This is a genomic window from Sandaracinus amylolyticus, assembly GCF_000737325.1.
GTDB classification, from domain to species: domain Bacteria; phylum Myxococcota_A; class Polyangia; order Polyangiales; family Sandaracinaceae; genus Sandaracinus; species Sandaracinus amylolyticus.
Window position 1 is genome coordinate 3,728,101 of the sequence record NZ_CP011125.1, and the last position, 16,536, is coordinate 3,744,636.

The window sequence follows — 16,536 nt, forward strand, 5'->3', positions numbered from 1 at the left end:
AGAGCGCGCGTCATGGCGAAGCGATTCACCGAGCTCGCGGAGCTCACCACGCCGGCCGACGTCGACGTTCTCGCGCTCGAGGACATCGCGGCCGACGAGACGAAGAAGATCACGGTCGCGAACCTGCGCGCTGTGATGCGCGGGACCGCGCTCGAGCTCGTCCCCGCGGACGCGCCCGGTGCCGCGGTCGGGCTCTCGGGGAACAACCTCGCGGGCTCGTTCGAGGCCAAGTTCTTTCTGAGCGCGCCCGCCGGCGAGCCCGCAGACCCGGCGACGAGCGGCCCGTACTACCTGCACTTCGACGACGGCGGTTCGAACGAGGAGGACGTCATCGTCATCCGCCGCGTCGGGGCCGTGCGCCATCTCGCGTCGCCGCTGCAGCACGACTACCTCTCGGGATCGGCGACGGTCGCGTACGCGGGCCCGGCGACGTCGCCCGCGACGGTGGGCGGCATGCCGGCGACGGCGTTCGCCCGCCTCGAGGCGCTCGACTTCGAGCACACGCAGAACCCCGAAGACAACGGCGTCGCGACGCCCGGCAATTCGGGGAAGTGGGCGCACTCGAACCACGTGCACCCGGCCGCCGGCGCCGCCGCGATCTCCTTCGACCCGACCGGGCTGACGATCCCCGCCACCAACGTGCAGGAGGCGATCGAGCAGGCCATCGCGCCGATCGCGCCGACCACGGAGATCGGCACGTCGCGATCCGTCGGCACCAGCGATCACGGGCGAACGATCATCTGCTCGGCCGCAGGCGCCGTGACGATCACGGCGCTCGTCGCGGAGCCCGGCACCACCGTCGCTCTCCTGCAGGCGGGCACCGGGAAGGTCTCGGTCGTCGGCGACACCGGCGTCACCGTCGCGGCAGAGCCCGACTTCGTGCCGAGCTCGCGCGCCGAGGGCTGCCTCCTCGTGGCTCACTGGCTCGCGAACAACTACCTGCTCGTCACGGGCTCGCTCGAGGACGCCCCGTGAACGCCGCGCACCTGCTGCGCATGGGCGCGGGCGCGATGAACGCGCGCCGGCGCGCCTCCATCGACGGCGTCGTGCTCGATCTGTTCTCGGGCGGAACGGTCACGCGCGCGGGCGTGAAGTACGTGCAGAGCGACGGCGACTCGCTCGTGCAGGTCGCATCGGGCGTGCGCGCGATCGAGAATCGGGGCGACGGCGCCGGCGACATGCTCAGCATGGAGGGCTCGCGCTCAAACGTCGTGCGCGGCTCGACGCCGGTCAGCGTGAGCGGGCTCGCGAGCAACCTCGCGACCCCGACCTTCGCCGCCGTCGATGGCCCGCTCGGGCCGATGACCGCAGCGACCTACGCGTTCACGGCGAGCACCGACTCGCGGGTCATCTACGCGTGGGGCAGCGTGCCCGCCGACAACGTGCTCGCGCACCTGAGCTGCTGGGTACGCGCGCAGAGCGGAACCCAGACAGTCCGCCTCGTCATGCGCACGAAGGCCGCGACCTACGTCTACTCGCCCGACTTCGTGATCGGGACGACGTGGACGCGCATCAGTTGGGACGTGAGCGTCGGCGCCGGCGCGTCCGCACCGACGACTGGGCTGGCCACGGGCTCAGACGGGCTCGCGCGTACCGTCGAGGTCGCCTGCTTTCAGGCTGAGGGCAACTCGACGACGACCTTCGGGTTTCCGTCGTCGTACATCGCGAACCCAGGAACGTCGTTCACCACGCGCGTCGCGGATCGGCTCACGTACGCCGTGGGCGAGTACCCGGCGAGCTTCCTGACCGACGGCTTCGAGATGACGGTCCGCCCCGACGGCTCCAGCTCGGAGATCGTCGCTACGTCGTCGAACATCGCGCTCGCGGCGATCGGCTCCACGACGTACCTCCTGTTTCAGATCAGCGCGGGCAACCTCCGCCCGATCATGGTCGTCAACAACGTCGCCCGGATCACCGGCGCCAACATCACGTTCTCGCGCGGACAGGCGGTCACGGTGGCGCTGCGGCCCTCCGCCGGAACGCTGACCGTCGCGGGCGCGACGACCGGGAACGGCCTCAACACCGGCACCGGCGAGGCGTGGCCGAGCGGGACGCTCGACATCGGCCGCACGAGCGTGGGCGGCAACCTCAACGGGCGTATCGCCCGATACATGGTGGGGCTCTGATGCCGCGCCGCGGGACGCTGATCGCGTACGTGCGGCGCGACGACGCCGTCGCCGAGGTTCCCACGGTGCTCGTGCCGACGTCGTGGTACCTCGAGCGCGCCGATCGCATCGGCGCGATCACGCTCGCGAGCGTGTGGCCGCTCGGGCGCGAGGGCTCGTCGGTGATCGGCGGCGCGCTGCGCGAGCACCGCGACGTGTTCTTTCACGCGTGGTTGCTGGTCGCGCACGCATCGCTCCCGCGCGCGCTGTTCGTGCTGACAGGGCACCCGTTCGTGCTGCAGCACCTCGCCGACATGGTCGCGGCCGACGCGCTGTCGTGGACGCGCACCTGGGCGAGCCTCGTCGATCTGCGCGCCGACGCGACGACGCTCGCGCAGCAGGTCCGGGCGCAATGGCCCGTGGAGCACATCGACGGCGGGCTCGTGCGGATCCTCGCACGCGTCGCGGGGTTCGAAGACGACGACGCGGAGGGCGCGTGATGGACGACGTGTTGGGGGTCGCGCGGGAGTGGGGCTCGTGGGCGGGCGTGGTGATGGGCGTGCTGGCGCTGCTGCGCTCGTACGCCTCGACGTCGCAGCGCACCATCCGGCAACTCGCGACGTGGCTCGACGAGGCGCGCGGCGAGATCACGGCGCTGCGCGGCGAGCTCGCGGCGGCCAAGGGCCAGATCGCGCGGCTCGCCGGCGAGGTCGAGCGGCTCACGCCGTTCGAGGCTCGCGCGCAGTCGCTCGCGCGGGAGCTGCGCGAGACGCACGCCGCGATCTCGGCGGGAGGCGGCGCGGAGCAGCGGGCGATCTCGCTCGTGCGCGAACCGTCGCCGGGCATTGGGGCAGAGGTGATCGAGATGCCGCGCGCGGCGCTGCGCGAGGAGAGGTGAGAGAGCCATGACGAAGAGACTGTTGGACCTGCAGCGGGTGACGCCCGGCGCGTGGGCCGTGCTCGCGGTGCTGATCGCATCGTGCGCGGCGATCGTGATCTGGGCGCCGCCGCACTTCTGGGATTCGCTCGCGCGCGCCGACCCGCGCCACATCGCGGGCGTGATCTCCCTCGTCGGCGGCTCGTTCGTCGCGCTGCTCGTGCAGTGGAAGCGCGAGACCGCAGACGGGCCTGGGCTGTCGAGTGCTCGGCGCTGGGAACAGCCGGGGTACGACGACGAGGACCCGACGAACCCGCAGACCCCGACTGCACTCGATCGTCGCGATCGGCCGCCGGGTGATCGGCCGTCTCGTCGCGCGGGCGGCTCGTCGATCGCATCGCTCGTCGCGGTCGCGTTCCTCGGCGTAGTCGGTCTCGCGCTGCTCGTGAGCGGCTGCGGCGCGAGCGCGGTGCGCATCCACGCGACCAGCGCGACGATCGCCACGCACGCCGCGAGCGCGGCGCGCGTCGAGCTGCTGCGCGCCGTCGACGAAGCGATCGCTCGGTGCCAGGCGCGACCCGAGGTCGAGCGCGCTGCGTGCCTCGAGCAGGCGGAACGCCAGCACCGCGACGCAGGCGTCGCGCTCGACGCGGCCGTGATGGCGATCGCCGACTACCGCGAGGCCGTCGAGGTCGCGCACCTGGCGGAAGACCAGGAGCTCGTCGCGGTCGTGCTCTCGCGCGCGAAGGCGCACGCGTCGGCGCAGTGGTCGCGCGCGCTCGAGCTCGCGACCGCGCTCGGCGCGAACCTACCCAGCGATCTCGATGCGCTCGCGCTCGCGAGCGGTGGAGGTGCCCGATGAGCTCGCCCGTCGACATCGCGATCGGTCTCGGAACCGCGCTGCTGCCTCCGCTCATCGAGGAGATCAAGGCGGCGCTCGAGGAGGGCCTCGACGAGAAGGCCGCCACCGAGCGCGCGCTCGAGCGCATGCGCGCCGCGGCGCTGCCCGCGCCGGTGAGCGCGGAGATCGCTGCGCGGTTCGCGGCCGCGCGCGCCGCCCTCCCCGACGCGCAGCCGGCGCCCCGTGCCCTCTCGGTCGCGAGCACCCGCGCGCTCCAGCGCCTCGTCGCCGGCGGCGCCCTCTCGCATCAGGAGCGCGCCGCGATCCGCGAGGCGCTCGGGGACGCGCTCGGCCGATGAAGGCGCCGATCGGCTCCCCGATGGACGTCTACGTCCCGCACCCGCGGGGCGTGGGCGTCTTCCTCGCGAGCGGCGACGTCGCGCGGATGGCCGCGAGCCCGATGAAGCTCGGGCGCGAGGCCGAGTTGCTCGTCGCCGCGCGCGCTCGGTGGGTCGCGATCTGGGTCGAGAGCCCCGACGGCGCGCCCCGCCGCGCCTCGCTGGCGACCGTGCAGCGCGTCGCGGATGGCCTGCGCGGGTTCGGGCTCGGCGTGAGCGTGTGGAGCTTCCCGCGGCCCGGCGAGGCCGCGCGCGCGGGGCAGCACCTCGGGCGCATCGCGACGGCGATCGGCGCCGAGCTCGCGATCCTCGACGTCGAGGATCCGGACGGCGCGCGCGGGCCGCTCGACTGGGAAGCCGACCACGCGCGCATGCTCGTCGACGCGACGATCGAGGAGCTCCGCGAGCGCACGATGCTCGCGGTCACCTCGTACCCGGGGCGCGTCGGTCACGGGCTGCCCTGGGGCGAGCTCGCTGCGGGGATCGGGATGCCGCAGGTCTACGGGACCGCGGATCGTCCACAGAGCGCCGCCGCTGCGGTGCGCTCGTGGCGCGACGTGCACGGCGCAGTGATCCCGATCACGTCGCTGCGATCGCCCGGCGCGCAGCACGCGAACGTCGACGCCGCGCAGCTCCGCGCGCGCATGAGCGCGATCGCGCTCGAGGACGTCACCGCGATCGCGCTGTGGTCGTGGGCGCTGCTGCGCGTCTCGCTCGAGCACCGCGCGGCGGTCGCGGCGTGGTCCGACGCGCGCGCGTGGTGATCACGGCGGCGTGAACTGGCAGTGTCCGAGCCCCAGAGAATTGCCAGCGAGCAGGGTCGTCGTGTCGCAGTGATACGCGCTGCCCTCGACATCCGGGCATGCCACGCCGCCGGGAACGCAATAGCGACGGCACACGGTCACACAGAACAACCCCGCACGGCAGTCGCTGTCATCGTCGCACGTCTCGTCCTCTCGCTGAGGCCCCGAGGGCACGCACTCGGGTGGACCGATCCCGGGGCTGCGTCCGCCGACCTCTGACAGCCGACACGCATCGCCCGTGTCGCATCCCGACTGCGGCACCACGTTGCACTCCGGCGGCGGCCCCGAGTCGCGACCTCCATCCCGCCCCGCGTCGGGTCGCGCGCCATCCACGCCCGCGTCGCGCGCGCTGGCGTCGATCTCGGGCCCCGCGTCGAGCGCGCCAGCGTCGTTGACGGCGCCACCGCCACCGTCCATCACGCCGCACTCGCAGGGGCCGAGACTCTCGCCCTCGTCGTCGCAGACCTGCTCGCCGCTCGCGCCCCCCGAGCAGATACATGCGCGGCTCTCGCCTGGGGCGCACACGGGCGGCGCTGGGTCCGGCGACGAGCACGCGGCGAGCAGCAGCAGGGCGACGGCGAGGGCGGGGCGCATCGGGAGATCGAGCCAGGTTCCGCTCGGCGACGCAACGACCTACCCGAGCTGGGCGTGCCGGTGACTTCCACCGTGAGCTCGCGGCGTGATCAGGACGAACTCGCGCGCTCCAGGTGGGTCGGAACGGAGGCTGATGAAATCAGCGCGGGCCCCTCTTCTCGTCCTCCTCGCTCCAGTGAAGGAGGATGTAGAAGCCTTCGTCGCCAAGGCGCGCCTCGCGAACACGAACGTCGCGCTGCACGGCTCGAAGCACGGCGTCGTCGTCGCCGGGCTTCCGCGCGACCTCCATTCCATGGCCCAGCGCCTTTCGTCGTGCGAGTTGCAGTCGCTCCGTCGAGTCCTTCGCTACTGGGTAGGTGTCGCGGAGCGTGCGTATGCTGCCCTCAAGGAAGAGCCGCACAAAGTTGACGCGCTGTCGAAGGGCTTCGTGAACGATCTCCGTTGCACGGTCGACGACCTCGGCGCCGCGCTCCGATTGCTTCTGAGCACGCGTCGCTAGCGCGTTCGCGCGCTTCGCGATCATGGCGCCCCAGATTGATGTCGTGATCGCCGCGATGCTGAGCAGCATCGTGACCCAGTCGCTCGTGTCCATCTCGATGGCCTCACTCGCGCGCGAGCTGCGCGACGCGTGCCTGTGACACGCCGAGCGCGACGCCCGCGTCGCGCGTCGTGAAGCCGAGCTCGTCGACGAGCACACGGACGGCTTCGCGAGAGCGCTCCGACGCCTTCGTCTGGGCGCTCTCTGCCGCCTCGCGCGCCTTCTGGTAGGCGTCGACGGCGCGGCGCGCCTTCACCGGAAGGCGCACGTCGTCGACGATCTCGACGTCGTCCGCATCGTGGCGGAACAGGCCGAGGGCCTCGCGGATGCGCTCGCGCGCCTGCGCGATGCCGCGCCCCTGCGAGAGGCAGCCGGGAACCTCAGGAACCGTGACGGTCCACCAACCAGGCTCGCCGGCGGGTTCGTACACGGCCGTCACGCGCGCGACGCTCTGCTTGGTCTTCTGCTTGCGGGTCATCGTGTTCTCCGAGTCGTGAACGAGGCAACGAGCGAAGGCGAGCGGGGCAGAACGGGAGGAGCCCGAGGGACTCACGCCCCCCGAAGCCACCCCTTCCCGAGGCATGGTTCCATCGTCTTCTCGATGGCGTGGAGGGTGCCGACCTTGATGTCCTCCCCCTTGTGGCTCGGGACGACGACGGTGCACGTCCCGATCTTCCACACGCGGTGCGACCCCTTCTGCCGGGCCATCGTCGCACCGCGCGACTTGAGAATCCGTTCGACTTCACTCGCCTTCATGAGCATGAGTATAGCTCTACTCATGCTCTCGTCAATAGGTCTACTCAAGATTGTTCGATCCGCGCGCGAGACGCAACCCGTCAGTCGCGAGTCGCCAGCTCCGACGGCGCATCCGTGCCGCTCGCGAGCGACCTCAACCCCAATCGCGCCGAGCGCTGCGCGGGCTGCGGCGAGCCCCTTGGCCTCGGGCCGTGGTGGTGCATAGAGACGCAGCCATTCCACGAGCGCTGCGCGCCGTGGGAGTCGCGCGCGTTCCCGCTGTCGCACGAGATCCGCCGGCTGCGCTTGCTGCGTCGGAAGCTCACGCGCGCGATCGCGGCGATCGATGCGGTCGGGGTTGCGCTGCGCGCCGCGGAGCGCCGGTGGCCCGACAGCGCGCTCGACCTTCTCTCCGCGTCGCACAAGGCGATCGAGGGCCTCGACGCGCGCATGCGCGAGCTCGGGTGGCGTCGCTGAAGCGCGGCCCGCTCCGCTATCCTCGCGCCCCTCCCGGTCACATCTTCAAGGCGCCCGCTCTAGTGTGGACGTCGGGCCACGCGCGAGATCGGTCGCACTCGCGATATCTCGAGCAGAAGCTCCCGCGTCCATCAGCCGTCGACGCGCGGCGATGCGGCGGGCCAACTGCGACCGGCGCTTCTTGCGAGGGACGACACCACGCGCGCGGCGCGGGAGCAACGCGAGCAGGCTCCGCCGCGGTTCGCGCGCGCGGCGACGCGATGCCCCTTGACCGTTCGAAGTTGATGGCCACGGTGCCGCCCATGACGATCATCAAGCGGGGGACCCCGCAACCCAGCCCGGTCCAGTCTCAAAGCCATGTCACGATCGAAGTGCCGCTCGACCCGGAACCACATCCGGTTTGGATGCTGCTCTTCAACTACCACGTCGCGGCGCAGGCCCCGTTCGGCGACCGGCCGCTCGCGATGAACGGTCGGATCTATTTCACGATGCCTGTCGCCGAAGGCGAAGAAGGTCTCAGGCGACGCATGGGCATCATCGACGCGACGCTCGACGCGCTGAACCAGGCCGTCGAATCGGCGCGCGCGGCATCGAACGCGGAAGACAACGCCCGGCGCGAGCTTCTGGCCAAGGCGTCGGAGCTCTGAACGAGCCCTGTCGCGACGCCCTCGCGTCACGCAGTCTTTCTCCCGTTGGGGTGAGGGTCGCGAGTTTCGCCTCGGCGCGGAGGCTAGAGCACGGGCGCGTTCGCGAGCCGCCCGTTTCCTTCGCCTTCCTGCTTGCGTCATCGCGGAGCGTACCGTGCCGCGCCTCGCGGGCGCCGCGCCTACTCCGCAAGCAGCGCCCGTCGTAACTGCGAGCGCAACTCGCGCGCTTCGGGCCGCGTGAGCCGGATGACTCGATCCTCCCCGAGCTGCACGATCACGATCTCGATCACGTCGTCGCGCGAGAGGTCGCACTCCCACGCGACGACCTGGTCCTCGGGCTCCAGCTTCGTCAGACGACGGCGCAGGATCTCCATGGGCGACGTTTCGGGCGGGCGCGGGCGGCGTTGCCTCGTACCGACCGCCGTCAACCGGCGATGCCGCCCTGCCGAGACGCACGAAGAGAAGGGTCCGAGAGCGCGTACCACCGGACGCACTGTTGCGCGGCGGCTCGCACCAAGCTGGCGAACGCGTCGAGATCCGCAGCCGGACACTCGGTGCCGCGGGTCGTGTAGTTGGCCTTCGCGTGCGAGAGCTGATTGCGAGTTGCGCTAAGCCGTTCTGCGAAGTCCGACAGCGCCTTCTCGGCGTCACTCGAAAGCTTTTCGTCACTCAGTTTGTGGAGCAGGGTGCAGAACGGCGGCGCGACGCGGCGGAGATCGGCAGCGTCGCAGCATGTGCGAATCGTCAACTCGAGCGCCCGACGATCCTCCCCGTATTCGCGCTGTCGCTCGACGACCGACTTTAGCTCCGACATGAACTTCGCGTCGGGAGCGAGGGCGTGCGGACTCATGAGCTTGGAGCGGATCTGTTGAAATCCCTCCAGACGCACGACCGTGACTGCGACGTACTCGATGACCTTAGCGAATCCGACTACTCGCTGACTCGGATCGACGGCTCCGAGCGCCTGGACGAACAGCGACGTGAGGTCGGGGATGCCTGGACCCGTGAGAATGGGGCGGAGTCTCTCGCCGCGCTCGATGATCGCGTCGAAGCCGTCCTCCGCTCCCCATTCGGCCGGCGCCGGACGCGCCGCTGGCACGAAATCCATCCCGCACGACGAGGCCAGCTCAAACAGGTATGCGTTCACTACGGCATCAAGCTGTGAGTCCGTCGCATTCGGCGGATGATCGACGCGAACGTAGGTCTCGCCGGAGTGATACGGTGGGAAGTACTTGTCGTAGTCGTGTGCCGTAGCGATCGCGAGCGCGACCGGCGTTGCTCCGACCATGACGCTGCACTTGAAAGTGCGTCCGTCAACATCGCACTTCGACTCGAAATAGCCCTTCGCAGAAACGATTCCCGGCGCTTCGGCCATGAAAGTGATCGCCGCGCCATCCTGAGGTTCGACGAACACGAAAGAGACGGCCTCGCCGCGGAGGATCTTGCGATCCAGCCACTTCCCTGACGCGGCGGACACGAACCATTGCACGTCCTGCGCTTCAAGGAGGATCTCGTCAGCCCTCGGCACACTGATCATCACCGTGGAGTCGGAGAGCACGGCGACCAGCTCGGGGGCATCAACTTCCGCCTCAAGCGCAGCCTCAGCGAAGGACAACTCGTCCAGTCCCATCCGCTTGAGGCGCGCATTCGCGTCGGAGAGCTCCTTACGGAGCTTCTCTTCTGGAACGCTGACCCGAGACAGTGTGTATTCGTTCGTCATCGTTCAGCCGACACTGTATTTCGCCGCAGACCGTGGTGTCGAGACCGCGGATACCACGCGCTCACGCTCGAGCGCCATGGACCAACGTGAGCGGCGGACGCCAGCCCGCGAAACGCTGAAGCAAGGCGCGCAGCACTGCGAGCGTGCGGTGCACGTCGCCGCGCGCCGTGTGAGCGCCCGCGATCTCAATCCCGAGGTGCGCGCAGATCGCGTCGAGACGCAGTGACTCGACAGCGCCAGCCTGCAGCAGTGGCCACGCGAGCGTGCCCGTGTCCACGCGGTGGTGGTGGACCTCGAGATCGCCGAGCGCGGCGCGCCGGCACGCGCCGTTCACGAACCCGAGATCGAAATCGATGTTGTGCCCCGCGAGCACGCACCCGCGCGTGAGCTCGTGGACGTCGTGCATCGCGGCGCCGATCCCGATCGCGCCGTCCCAGCGCGCCGCATCGAAGCCGTTCACCGCGTGCGCGTCGGGGGTGAGCCGCTCCGGGTGTGCGGGGCGCACGCGCGCCGCGTACTCGCGTTCCACCGTCAGGGTGACCGGGTCGACGCGCAGCACGGCGACGTCGATGATCTCGTTGCGGGTGTGATCGAGCCCGGTCGTCTCGGTGTCGAGGATCGCGAGGGGTCGGAGCAGCTTGCTCATGCGGTCCCGACGTCTCCGGGTCGGGTCGACTGACGAGGCAGCGAAGCACCCCTCGGGGTGAAGAACGCTCGACTTCCTTGCCCCGTGTTTGCTCCCTGCGGATCCTTCCGTTGGGAGGGACCATGAACGACCGAACGCACTTCGAGGACTACCGACCCCAAACAGCTGCAAAGCACTCGATCCTCGAGAAGTACATCTTCGCGTTCTTCAACATCGTGAAGAACAGCGCGGTCGGCGAGGCGCCGAAGAACCTCGTGTATGTCGACGGTTTCGCAGGCCGGGGCACATACGACAACGGAGACGGAACCGTGTCGCCCGGATCGCCGTTGCGGGCGCTCGAGCGGATCGCGTCACACCGCGATCTCGCGGCGAAGGTCTCGACGATCTTCATCGAGAAAAACAAGGCCAACTACAACGACCTGACGCAGGAACTCGCGCGTTTCTACGCAGGCCACCCGCATATCAGAGAGCCGCAGCACTCGAACGGCACGTTCGCAGAGACGATGACCACGATGCTCGACGAGATTGAAGCCAAGCCGGACCATACGATCGCGCCCGCCTTCATTTTCGTGGATCCGTGTGGCGTTGATGGTGTCGATTTCAAAGTGATCGAGCGGATTCTTAAGGCGCAGCGACAGTCCGAGTTCTTCATCTTCTTCAACATCGATGGTGTCCGTCGCCTGCTGGGAGCAGCCGACCACATCAAGATGCGGACTCTGACGATGCTGCTCGGTTCCGAGGTCCGCGCGAAGCAACTCTCCGAGCAGTTCGCAGCGCTTGACGTTCCCGAGAAGCGCGAAGAGGCCGTCATCGCCTACTACGAGTCGCTGCTGACGTCCGAGACGCCGGCGAAGTACGTGGTCCCGTTCCGCATTGAGTTCGAAGGTCGTAGGGCGACGAGCCACTACCTCATCCACGCGGCGCAGCACCGTCGCGGCTTCGCGATCATGAAGGACGTGATGTGGAACGTCGGCCAGACGGCGGAGGGCAAGGGCGGACTCGAGTTCGTGCAGTCCGGCATGAGGATGCTGTTCACGCCGCAGTGGGACAGCATCAAGCGGAGCGTTCTCGAGGAACTGAAGACCGGCCCGCAGATCGTCTCGTATTTCTACAACGACCTGCCCGAGCGGCCGGACAACCGTCTGGCGAGACCCGCGTATCGCAACGCTCTGCTGGAACTCGAGAGCGAGCGGAAGATCGTGGTCCTCGACAAAGACGGGCGCACGCCGAAGCCCAACCGGCCGAAGCGCCACGGCAGGATCACCCTGGGCGAGAACTACTGGGTCAGGCTGCCGTAGCCCTTATCGGCGGCATCTCGTCATAGGTCCGTCCGTCCAGCGATCGACCAGCGGACTTCTTTCGCACCCCGCCCCATTGCTTGAAGAAGAACGGGACCGCGGCACGCTGACACTTGGCGTGGATCTCTCGAACCCACTCGGGCTCGAGATGGCGTGCCGCAGGGCCGGATTCGCCGCCGACGATCACCCACTGGATCCCAGCGACGTCCAGATCGGGCAGGCCTTCAAGTAGAGGCTCGAGGGACAAGAAGCGCACCTTCGCCGGAACGCTCACGAGATGCTCGATCCGCGGCAGGTACCGCTGCGACTCCACGCTCACGCCCATCCAAACGTTCGACGGCCACGGGAGCCGGCCAGCGAGCTCAGCGAGTCGTTCCGACCGCTTCGTGAGCACCTGGAACGTGTGCCAGTGTGCTCGCTCCATCGTGGCGAACACCTCGCGGATGAAGTCGAGCGGCACGCTCTCGTGGAACAGGTCAGACATTGAGTTCACGAACACGAGGCGCGGCCGTCGCCAGTGCAGCGGCTCGTCGAGCGCCTCGCGCACGAGCTTCACGGTCCCCGTCCACTGCGGACCCTTGCGACTGAGGCGGGTGAGTCCTTCGTACGCTCCACCGGGCGCGCTGAAACGATGTGCCATCCGCTCGGCGTAACAGCGCTCGCACCCAGGAGAGACGCGGCTGCATCCGCGCACCGGGTTCCAGGTGGACTCGGTCCATTCGATCGACGAGATCGTGCTCATGCAGCGCCTCCGGGCGGAGCCTACTAGCGTCACGCAGCGACCGCACCACGGGGCGCCGGTTGTACTGTACATCGGTTCAGCAGTGGCGCACCAGTGCTCACGGCTTCCGCGTCACGGACCCGGGCTCGTCTGGATCTGTGACGGTCGTAACGGCCTGCGAAACGGGCTCCGATCCGCCCTGATTCGCGCGGGCGGCCCTCCGAGTAGAGAGATTGCCGATCCGCGTAGAATCGGGCTGCATCGGCTCACGCCGCGACGCGCGCCTCTCTTCGACTCCCGGCGCCTCCAGACACAATCGCCCGAGAGACCGCCGAATCGTAGGCGGTCGTCACAAAGGGCGTAGCAAGCGGCCTCGGTTCCTCGATGGAACCGGGGCCGTTCGCTTTTCAGCTCAGCGCGTGCCGCGTCCCCGCCGGATCGTCGTGCACGACGCTGAAATCGCGCTGGCACCACCGCGATCGCCCGATCCCGCCGTCAGCGCCTCGAAGGGCGACCGAAGTCGGCCGACCCTGGATTTGAAATCCAGGCTCGACGATCGGGATCGTGTCCCCGGGCGATTCTGAGCCGTCGCGGGACGATCGAAGTCATCGATCCTGGATTTCAAATCCAGGGGACGGCGATCGCGATCGTCCTCGAACGATTCTGCGAGGCCGCGGCACGACTGAAGTCGTCTGACACGCAGCGTGAGACGATCGAGGTCGTTCCGCGCGACCGCAGGCGCTCTCTCAACGAACCGTGCGCTGCAGGCGCTCCGTCGCGACAGTCGAGGCGCTGGACGCTCATCTCCCGCTCGTACACGGACGTGATGCTCGTTCGCATGGCGCGCGAGCATCACGCCGCGCTCACTCCGCGGCGATGCTCGCGCGCGCTCGGTCGCACTCCTCGCAGCGCGCGCCCGCGCCGCACAGGAACGTGAGCGGGTCGCTCGCGAGCCGCTCGAGCGCGATGCGCACGACGTCGCGCGCATCGCACAGCCGCGCGTGCGCGCTTCCGACGGGTCCTTCGCGCTGCAGATCGCGCGCGCGCAGCCACGCATCCATCTTCCGGAAGCCGATGCAACAGTGATCGCTCTCGGGGATCATCACGGTCGTCGCCGCTCCGTCGAGCTCGACGACGCACGGGTGCTCGACCGAGTACGGCACACGCGCGATCGACTCCGCGAGGTGCAGCGTCGTGCTCTCGCTGTGCTCGACGCCGAGCAGCAGCACCTGCCCGCCGAGCTCGTGCACGCGACCCACCGGGCTGTCGACGCCGTGCGGCGGCGAGAGCGGCTGCGGGGCACAGATCGCGTGCGCCTGTGGTCCTTCGGCGGCGAACGACGCACCCGGGTGCGTGCTCCGCACGACGCCCGGCTCGCGCCAGAAGGTCTCCGCCACGATGCCCATGTCGAGCGTCGGCGTCGACGTGGGATCGAACACGCTCTCGCCGTCGGTCATCGTGGGCATCACGAGCGTGCCCGCGCGGCCGATCGCATCGCGCAGCGCGGCGATCAGTCCGCGCGGTCCGCCCTCGATCGGACGCACCGCGCGGAACGACGTGTGGACCAGCAGCACGCCGCCCTCGCGCACGCCGAGCGCACGGAGCTGCGTCAGGACTTGCTCGCGCTTCATCGCCGTCCCGTTCGCTCGAGGACGTCACGACGTTACTCGGTAACGCGACGCGCATCGCGCGCGTATGCGTCTCCATGCAGCCGCGCCTCTACGACGAGCTCGTGCCCTGGTACCGCCTGATCGATCCACCCGCCGATCACGCGCCCGAGGTCGCGAGCTTCGTCGACGCGATCGAGCGCGCCGCGCGACGCCCGCTCGAGACCGCGCTCGAGCTCGGCGCGGGCGCGGGAAACAACGCCGTGCACATGAAGCGTCGCTTCCGCTGCACGCTGAGCGACGTCTCCGCGCCGATGCTCGCACTCAGCCGCGAGCTCAACCCGGAGTGCGAGCACGTGCTCGGCGACATGCGCACGCTGCGCCTCGATCGCGTCTTCGACGCGGTGCTCGTGCACGACGCGATCATGTACATGACGAGCGAGGCCGACCTCGCCGCGGCCGTGCGCACCGCGTTCGTGCACACGGCGCCGGGCGGCGTCGCGGTGTTCGCGCCCGACGTGTACCGCGAGACGTTCCGCGATCACACGGAGCTGCTGTCGGAGGACCTCGGCGCTCGCTCGATGCGCGGCATCGAGTGGACGTGGGATCCCGATCCCTCCGACGACACCTTCGTCACCGAGTACGCGTTCGTGCTGCGCGACACGTCGACGAACGAGGTGCGCGCCGTGCACGATCGCCACGTCGAGGGCCTGTTCGCGCAGGCGACGTGGCGACGCGTGCTGGAGCGCGCCGGCTATCGGGTCGCGACGTTCGCGCGGCCGCTCGACTCCGAATCGGACACGAACGAGGGCGCGTTCGACGAGTGCTTCGTCTGTCTGCGCCCCTGACGCGCGTCACTGCGGCTGGATCGCGGCGGGGTCCATCCACATGACCTCCCAGTGGTGCCCGTCGACGTCGTAGAAGCTCCAGCCGTACATGAAGCCCATGTCCATCTTGGTCATCGCGTGGCGGCCGCCCGCGGCGACCGCCTTCTCGACGATCTGATCGACCTCTTCGCGGCTGGTGCACGAGAGCGCGAAGAGCCCCTCGCTGGCCTTCGACGTGTCGCAGATCGCGTTCTTCGTGAACTGCGAGAACTTGCTCTCGGTGAGCAGCATCACGAACGCCTGCTCGCTGACGACCATGCAGGCCGCGGTCTCGTCGGTGAACTGCTTGTTGAACTCGAAGCCGAGCTTCGAGAAGAACTGCATCGAGCGCGGGAGATCACGGACCGAGAGGTTCACGAAGAGCATGCGCGAGTTGCCAGCCATGGTTGCCTTCCTTTCGAGGTTCGTAGATTGGACAGCTCGGCCGCGCGAGACTCATCGGCCGCGCGCAAAAAAATCAGCGCAGCTCGGCCGGTAGCCCGAGCCGCGGGAAGAGCGTCTCGACGTCGAGGAAGAACGTCATCTCCGCGATGCGCTCGCCCTCGAGCTCGAGCACGAGGAGCGCCCACGGCGTGAAGCGCGTGCCGTCCTCGCTCGGCTTGTACTGCGCGAACGCGGGCGAGCCGCAGACCTCGACCGGCACGAGGCGCGAGCGCGCGCACGCCGCGCCGCGACCGACCATCCAGGCCGCGACGTTCGCGGGCCCTTCGATCCACAGCGAGTGCGGCGGCATCGACATCGCGACGTCCGCGTGGAGCAGCTGCGTCAGCGCGTCCATGTCGTAGCGCTCGAACGCTTCGACGAAGCGATCGACGAGCGAGGACTGTGCGTCCGTGAGCGGCGCTCGCGCGGTCTCGAGGTCGCGCGTCGCGAGCGTCGCGCGCGCCCGCTGCAGCGCGCTGTTCACCGCGGCGACCGTCGTCTCGAGGCTCTCGGCGACGTCGGACGCCTGCCAGCCGAGCACCTCCATGAGCAAAAGCACCGCGCGCTGCTTCGGCGGCAGGTGCTGCAGCGCGGCGACGAACGCGAGGCGGATGCTCTGCCGCAGCGCGACGAGCTGCGCGGGATCGACGTCGGTCGGGAGCGCGCGCGCATCCGCGATCGGCTCGACCCACTGCGACGCGGGCAGCGCGGTGAGCGGCGCGTCGAGCGACGCGGGCGGCCCGAGATCCATCGAGCGCGAGCGACGCGCGCGATCCTCGAGCATGTCGAGGCACACGCGCGTCGCGATGCGATAGAGCCACGTGCGCAGCGACGAGCGACCCTCGAAGCGATCGATCGCGCGCCACGCGCGCACCATCGTCTCCTGGACGGCGTCGTCGGCCTCGGCGGCCGACGCGAGCATGCGGTAGCAGTGCCCGGTCAGCGCGGTGCGGTGCTGCTCGAACGAGCGGACCATCACCAGGGCGTCGGCCGGGTGCGTCTTCGGCGTCGAGGGCTCGGTCATCGCGGGCGATATACCAGGTCCGACGCCGAGCGAACGACGCGGTGGTGAGTCGCCGGTCGGCGCTTCCCGACCACGGGCTCCATCGGCGTGGATGTTCGCGAACGGCGCGCGCCGAGCTGTCACGACCGGGGAAGGTCTCCTCAGGGAGCTCCGCCAGTGGGTGTTCCCACGCACAGAATTGCGGGCTCCCGGTGC

General features: G+C 69.4%; 22 protein-coding genes. 11 read left to right on the plus strand and 11 right to left on the minus strand.

From position 1 onward, the window contains the following. Positions 1 to 12 precede the first annotated feature (12 nt). Genes DB32_RS15800 through DB32_RS15830 form a run of 7 tightly spaced genes read left to right on the plus strand, consistent with a single transcriptional unit; the run spans position 13 to position 4,985 of the window. Entirely contained in the window at positions 13 to 975 is a 963-nt protein-coding gene (locus DB32_RS15800) for a hypothetical protein (protein WP_053233297.1), read from the plus strand. Then, on the plus strand, positions 972 to 2,126 hold the full coding sequence (locus tag DB32_RS15805; protein WP_053233298.1) for a hypothetical protein: 1,155 nt from the start codon (positions 972 to 974) through the stop codon (positions 2,124 to 2,126). The genes DB32_RS15800 and DB32_RS15805 overlap by 4 nt, the downstream gene beginning before the upstream one ends. After that, positions 2,126 to 2,605: a hypothetical protein gene (locus tag DB32_RS15810; RefSeq protein WP_053233299.1), complete on the plus strand. Its 480-nt coding sequence runs from the start codon at positions 2,126 to 2,128 to the stop codon at positions 2,603 to 2,605. The genes DB32_RS15805 and DB32_RS15810 overlap by 1 nt, the downstream gene beginning before the upstream one ends. Then, positions 2,605 to 3,003 carry a hypothetical protein gene (locus tag DB32_RS15815; RefSeq protein WP_053233300.1) on the plus strand — a complete coding sequence of 133 codons (399 nt, stop codon included), beginning with the start codon at positions 2,605 to 2,607 and terminating at the stop codon, positions 3,001 to 3,003. Before DB32_RS15810 ends, DB32_RS15815 begins: the two co-directional genes overlap by 1 nt. A 7-nt stretch (positions 3,004 to 3,010) precedes the next feature. Then, entirely contained in the window at positions 3,011 to 3,844 is an 834-nt protein-coding gene (locus DB32_RS15820; protein WP_157069078.1) for a hypothetical protein, read from the plus strand. Beyond that, a complete protein-coding gene (locus DB32_RS15825) occupies positions 3,841 to 4,182 on the plus strand; it encodes a hypothetical protein (RefSeq protein WP_053233302.1) in 342 nt (113 codons plus the stop codon). Before DB32_RS15820 ends, DB32_RS15825 begins: the two co-directional genes overlap by 4 nt. Further along, positions 4,179 to 4,985 (plus strand): hypothetical protein, encoded by an 807-nt coding sequence (locus tag DB32_RS15830; RefSeq protein ID WP_053233303.1) that lies wholly within the window; start codon positions 4,179 to 4,181, stop codon positions 4,983 to 4,985. Before DB32_RS15825 ends, DB32_RS15830 begins: the two co-directional genes overlap by 4 nt. Here the strand turns inward: DB32_RS15830 and DB32_RS15835 are convergent, their stop codons facing one another. The 4 genes from DB32_RS15835 to DB32_RS15850 all read right to left on the minus strand — a co-directional run bounded on the left by DB32_RS15835 (position 4,986) and on the right by DB32_RS15850 (position 6,912). Further along, positions 4,986 to 5,618 (minus strand): hypothetical protein, encoded by a 633-nt coding sequence (locus DB32_RS15835; protein ID WP_053233304.1) that lies wholly within the window; start codon positions 5,616 to 5,618, stop codon positions 4,986 to 4,988. 139 nt (positions 5,619 to 5,757) lie between these two features. After that, the gene (locus tag DB32_RS15840; protein ID WP_053233305.1) at positions 5,758 to 6,210 is read right to left on the minus strand and encodes a hypothetical protein; all 453 of its coding nucleotides are present in this window, start codon (positions 6,208 to 6,210) and stop codon (positions 5,758 to 5,760) included. 10 nt (positions 6,211 to 6,220) lie between these two features. Beyond that, positions 6,221 to 6,634 carry a type II toxin-antitoxin system HicB family antitoxin gene (locus tag DB32_RS15845; RefSeq protein ID WP_053233306.1) on the minus strand — a complete coding sequence of 138 codons (414 nt, stop codon included), beginning with the start codon at positions 6,632 to 6,634 and terminating at the stop codon, positions 6,221 to 6,223. A gap of 71 nt (positions 6,635 to 6,705) precedes the next feature. After that, complete coding sequence (locus DB32_RS15850; RefSeq protein ID WP_205627057.1) at positions 6,706 to 6,912, minus strand: type II toxin-antitoxin system HicA family toxin; 207 nt, start codon at positions 6,910 to 6,912, stop codon at positions 6,706 to 6,708. Positions 6,913 to 7,026: 114 nt separating this feature from the next. Here DB32_RS15850 and DB32_RS15855 point away from each other — a divergent pair, with 114 nt between their 5' ends. Next, positions 7,027 to 7,368 (plus strand): hypothetical protein, encoded by a 342-nt coding sequence (locus tag DB32_RS15855; protein WP_053233308.1) that lies wholly within the window; start codon positions 7,027 to 7,029, stop codon positions 7,366 to 7,368. A gap of 302 nt (positions 7,369 to 7,670) precedes the next feature. Then, positions 7,671 to 8,015, plus strand: coding sequence for a hypothetical protein (locus tag DB32_RS15860; RefSeq protein WP_157069079.1), 345 nt, complete (start codon positions 7,671 to 7,673; stop codon positions 8,013 to 8,015). A 179-nt stretch (positions 8,016 to 8,194) separates the two neighbouring features. Here the strand turns inward: DB32_RS15860 and DB32_RS15865 are convergent, their stop codons facing one another. The 3 genes from DB32_RS15865 to DB32_RS15875 form a co-directional block, all read right to left on the minus strand. After that, a complete protein-coding gene (locus tag DB32_RS15865; RefSeq protein ID WP_053233310.1) occupies positions 8,195 to 8,389 on the minus strand; it encodes a hypothetical protein in 195 nt (64 codons plus the stop codon). Between the two features lie 50 nt (positions 8,390 to 8,439). Then, positions 8,440 to 9,735, minus strand: a complete 1,296-nt coding sequence (locus DB32_RS15870; protein ID WP_157069080.1) for a hypothetical protein — start codon at positions 9,733 to 9,735, stop codon at positions 8,440 to 8,442. Positions 9,736 to 9,796: 61 nt separating this feature from the next. Continuing rightward, positions 9,797 to 10,381 carry a 3'-5' exonuclease gene (locus DB32_RS15875; RefSeq protein ID WP_053233312.1) on the minus strand — a complete coding sequence of 195 codons (585 nt, stop codon included), beginning with the start codon at positions 10,379 to 10,381 and terminating at the stop codon, positions 9,797 to 9,799. Positions 10,382 to 10,503: 122 nt separating this feature from the next. Between DB32_RS15875 and DB32_RS15880 the strand changes: the two genes are divergently transcribed. After that, positions 10,504 to 11,679 (plus strand): three-Cys-motif partner protein TcmP, encoded by a 1,176-nt coding sequence (locus DB32_RS15880; RefSeq protein WP_157069081.1) that lies wholly within the window; start codon positions 10,504 to 10,506, stop codon positions 11,677 to 11,679. Here the strand turns inward: DB32_RS15880 and DB32_RS15885 are convergent. Next, positions 11,666 to 12,421: a DUF5131 family protein gene (locus tag DB32_RS15885; protein ID WP_053233314.1), complete on the minus strand. Its 756-nt coding sequence runs from the start codon at positions 12,419 to 12,421 to the stop codon at positions 11,666 to 11,668. The two genes, DB32_RS15880 and DB32_RS15885, sit on opposite strands and share 14 nt — an antisense overlap. Before the next feature lie 842 nt (positions 12,422 to 13,263). Further along, the gene (locus DB32_RS15890; protein WP_053233315.1) at positions 13,264 to 14,031 is read right to left on the minus strand and encodes an AAC(3) family N-acetyltransferase; all 768 of its coding nucleotides are present in this window, start codon (positions 14,029 to 14,031) and stop codon (positions 13,264 to 13,266) included. 74 nt (positions 14,032 to 14,105) lie between these two features. Here DB32_RS15890 and DB32_RS15895 point away from each other — a divergent pair, with 74 nt between their 5' ends. Further along, entirely contained in the window at positions 14,106 to 14,855 is a 750-nt protein-coding gene (locus DB32_RS15895; RefSeq protein WP_053233316.1) for a class I SAM-dependent methyltransferase, read from the plus strand. Between the two features lie 6 nt (positions 14,856 to 14,861). On the opposite strand, the gene DB32_RS15900 is transcribed toward DB32_RS15895, so the two are convergent. Further along, entirely contained in the window at positions 14,862 to 15,278 is a 417-nt protein-coding gene (locus tag DB32_RS15900; RefSeq protein ID WP_053233317.1) for a VOC family protein, read from the minus strand. Between the two features lie 73 nt (positions 15,279 to 15,351). Then, the gene (locus DB32_RS15905) at positions 15,352 to 16,341 is read right to left on the minus strand and encodes a sigma-70 family RNA polymerase sigma factor (RefSeq protein ID WP_075097529.1); all 990 of its coding nucleotides are present in this window, start codon (positions 16,339 to 16,341) and stop codon (positions 15,352 to 15,354) included. Between the last annotated feature and the right edge of the window lie 195 nt (positions 16,342 to 16,536).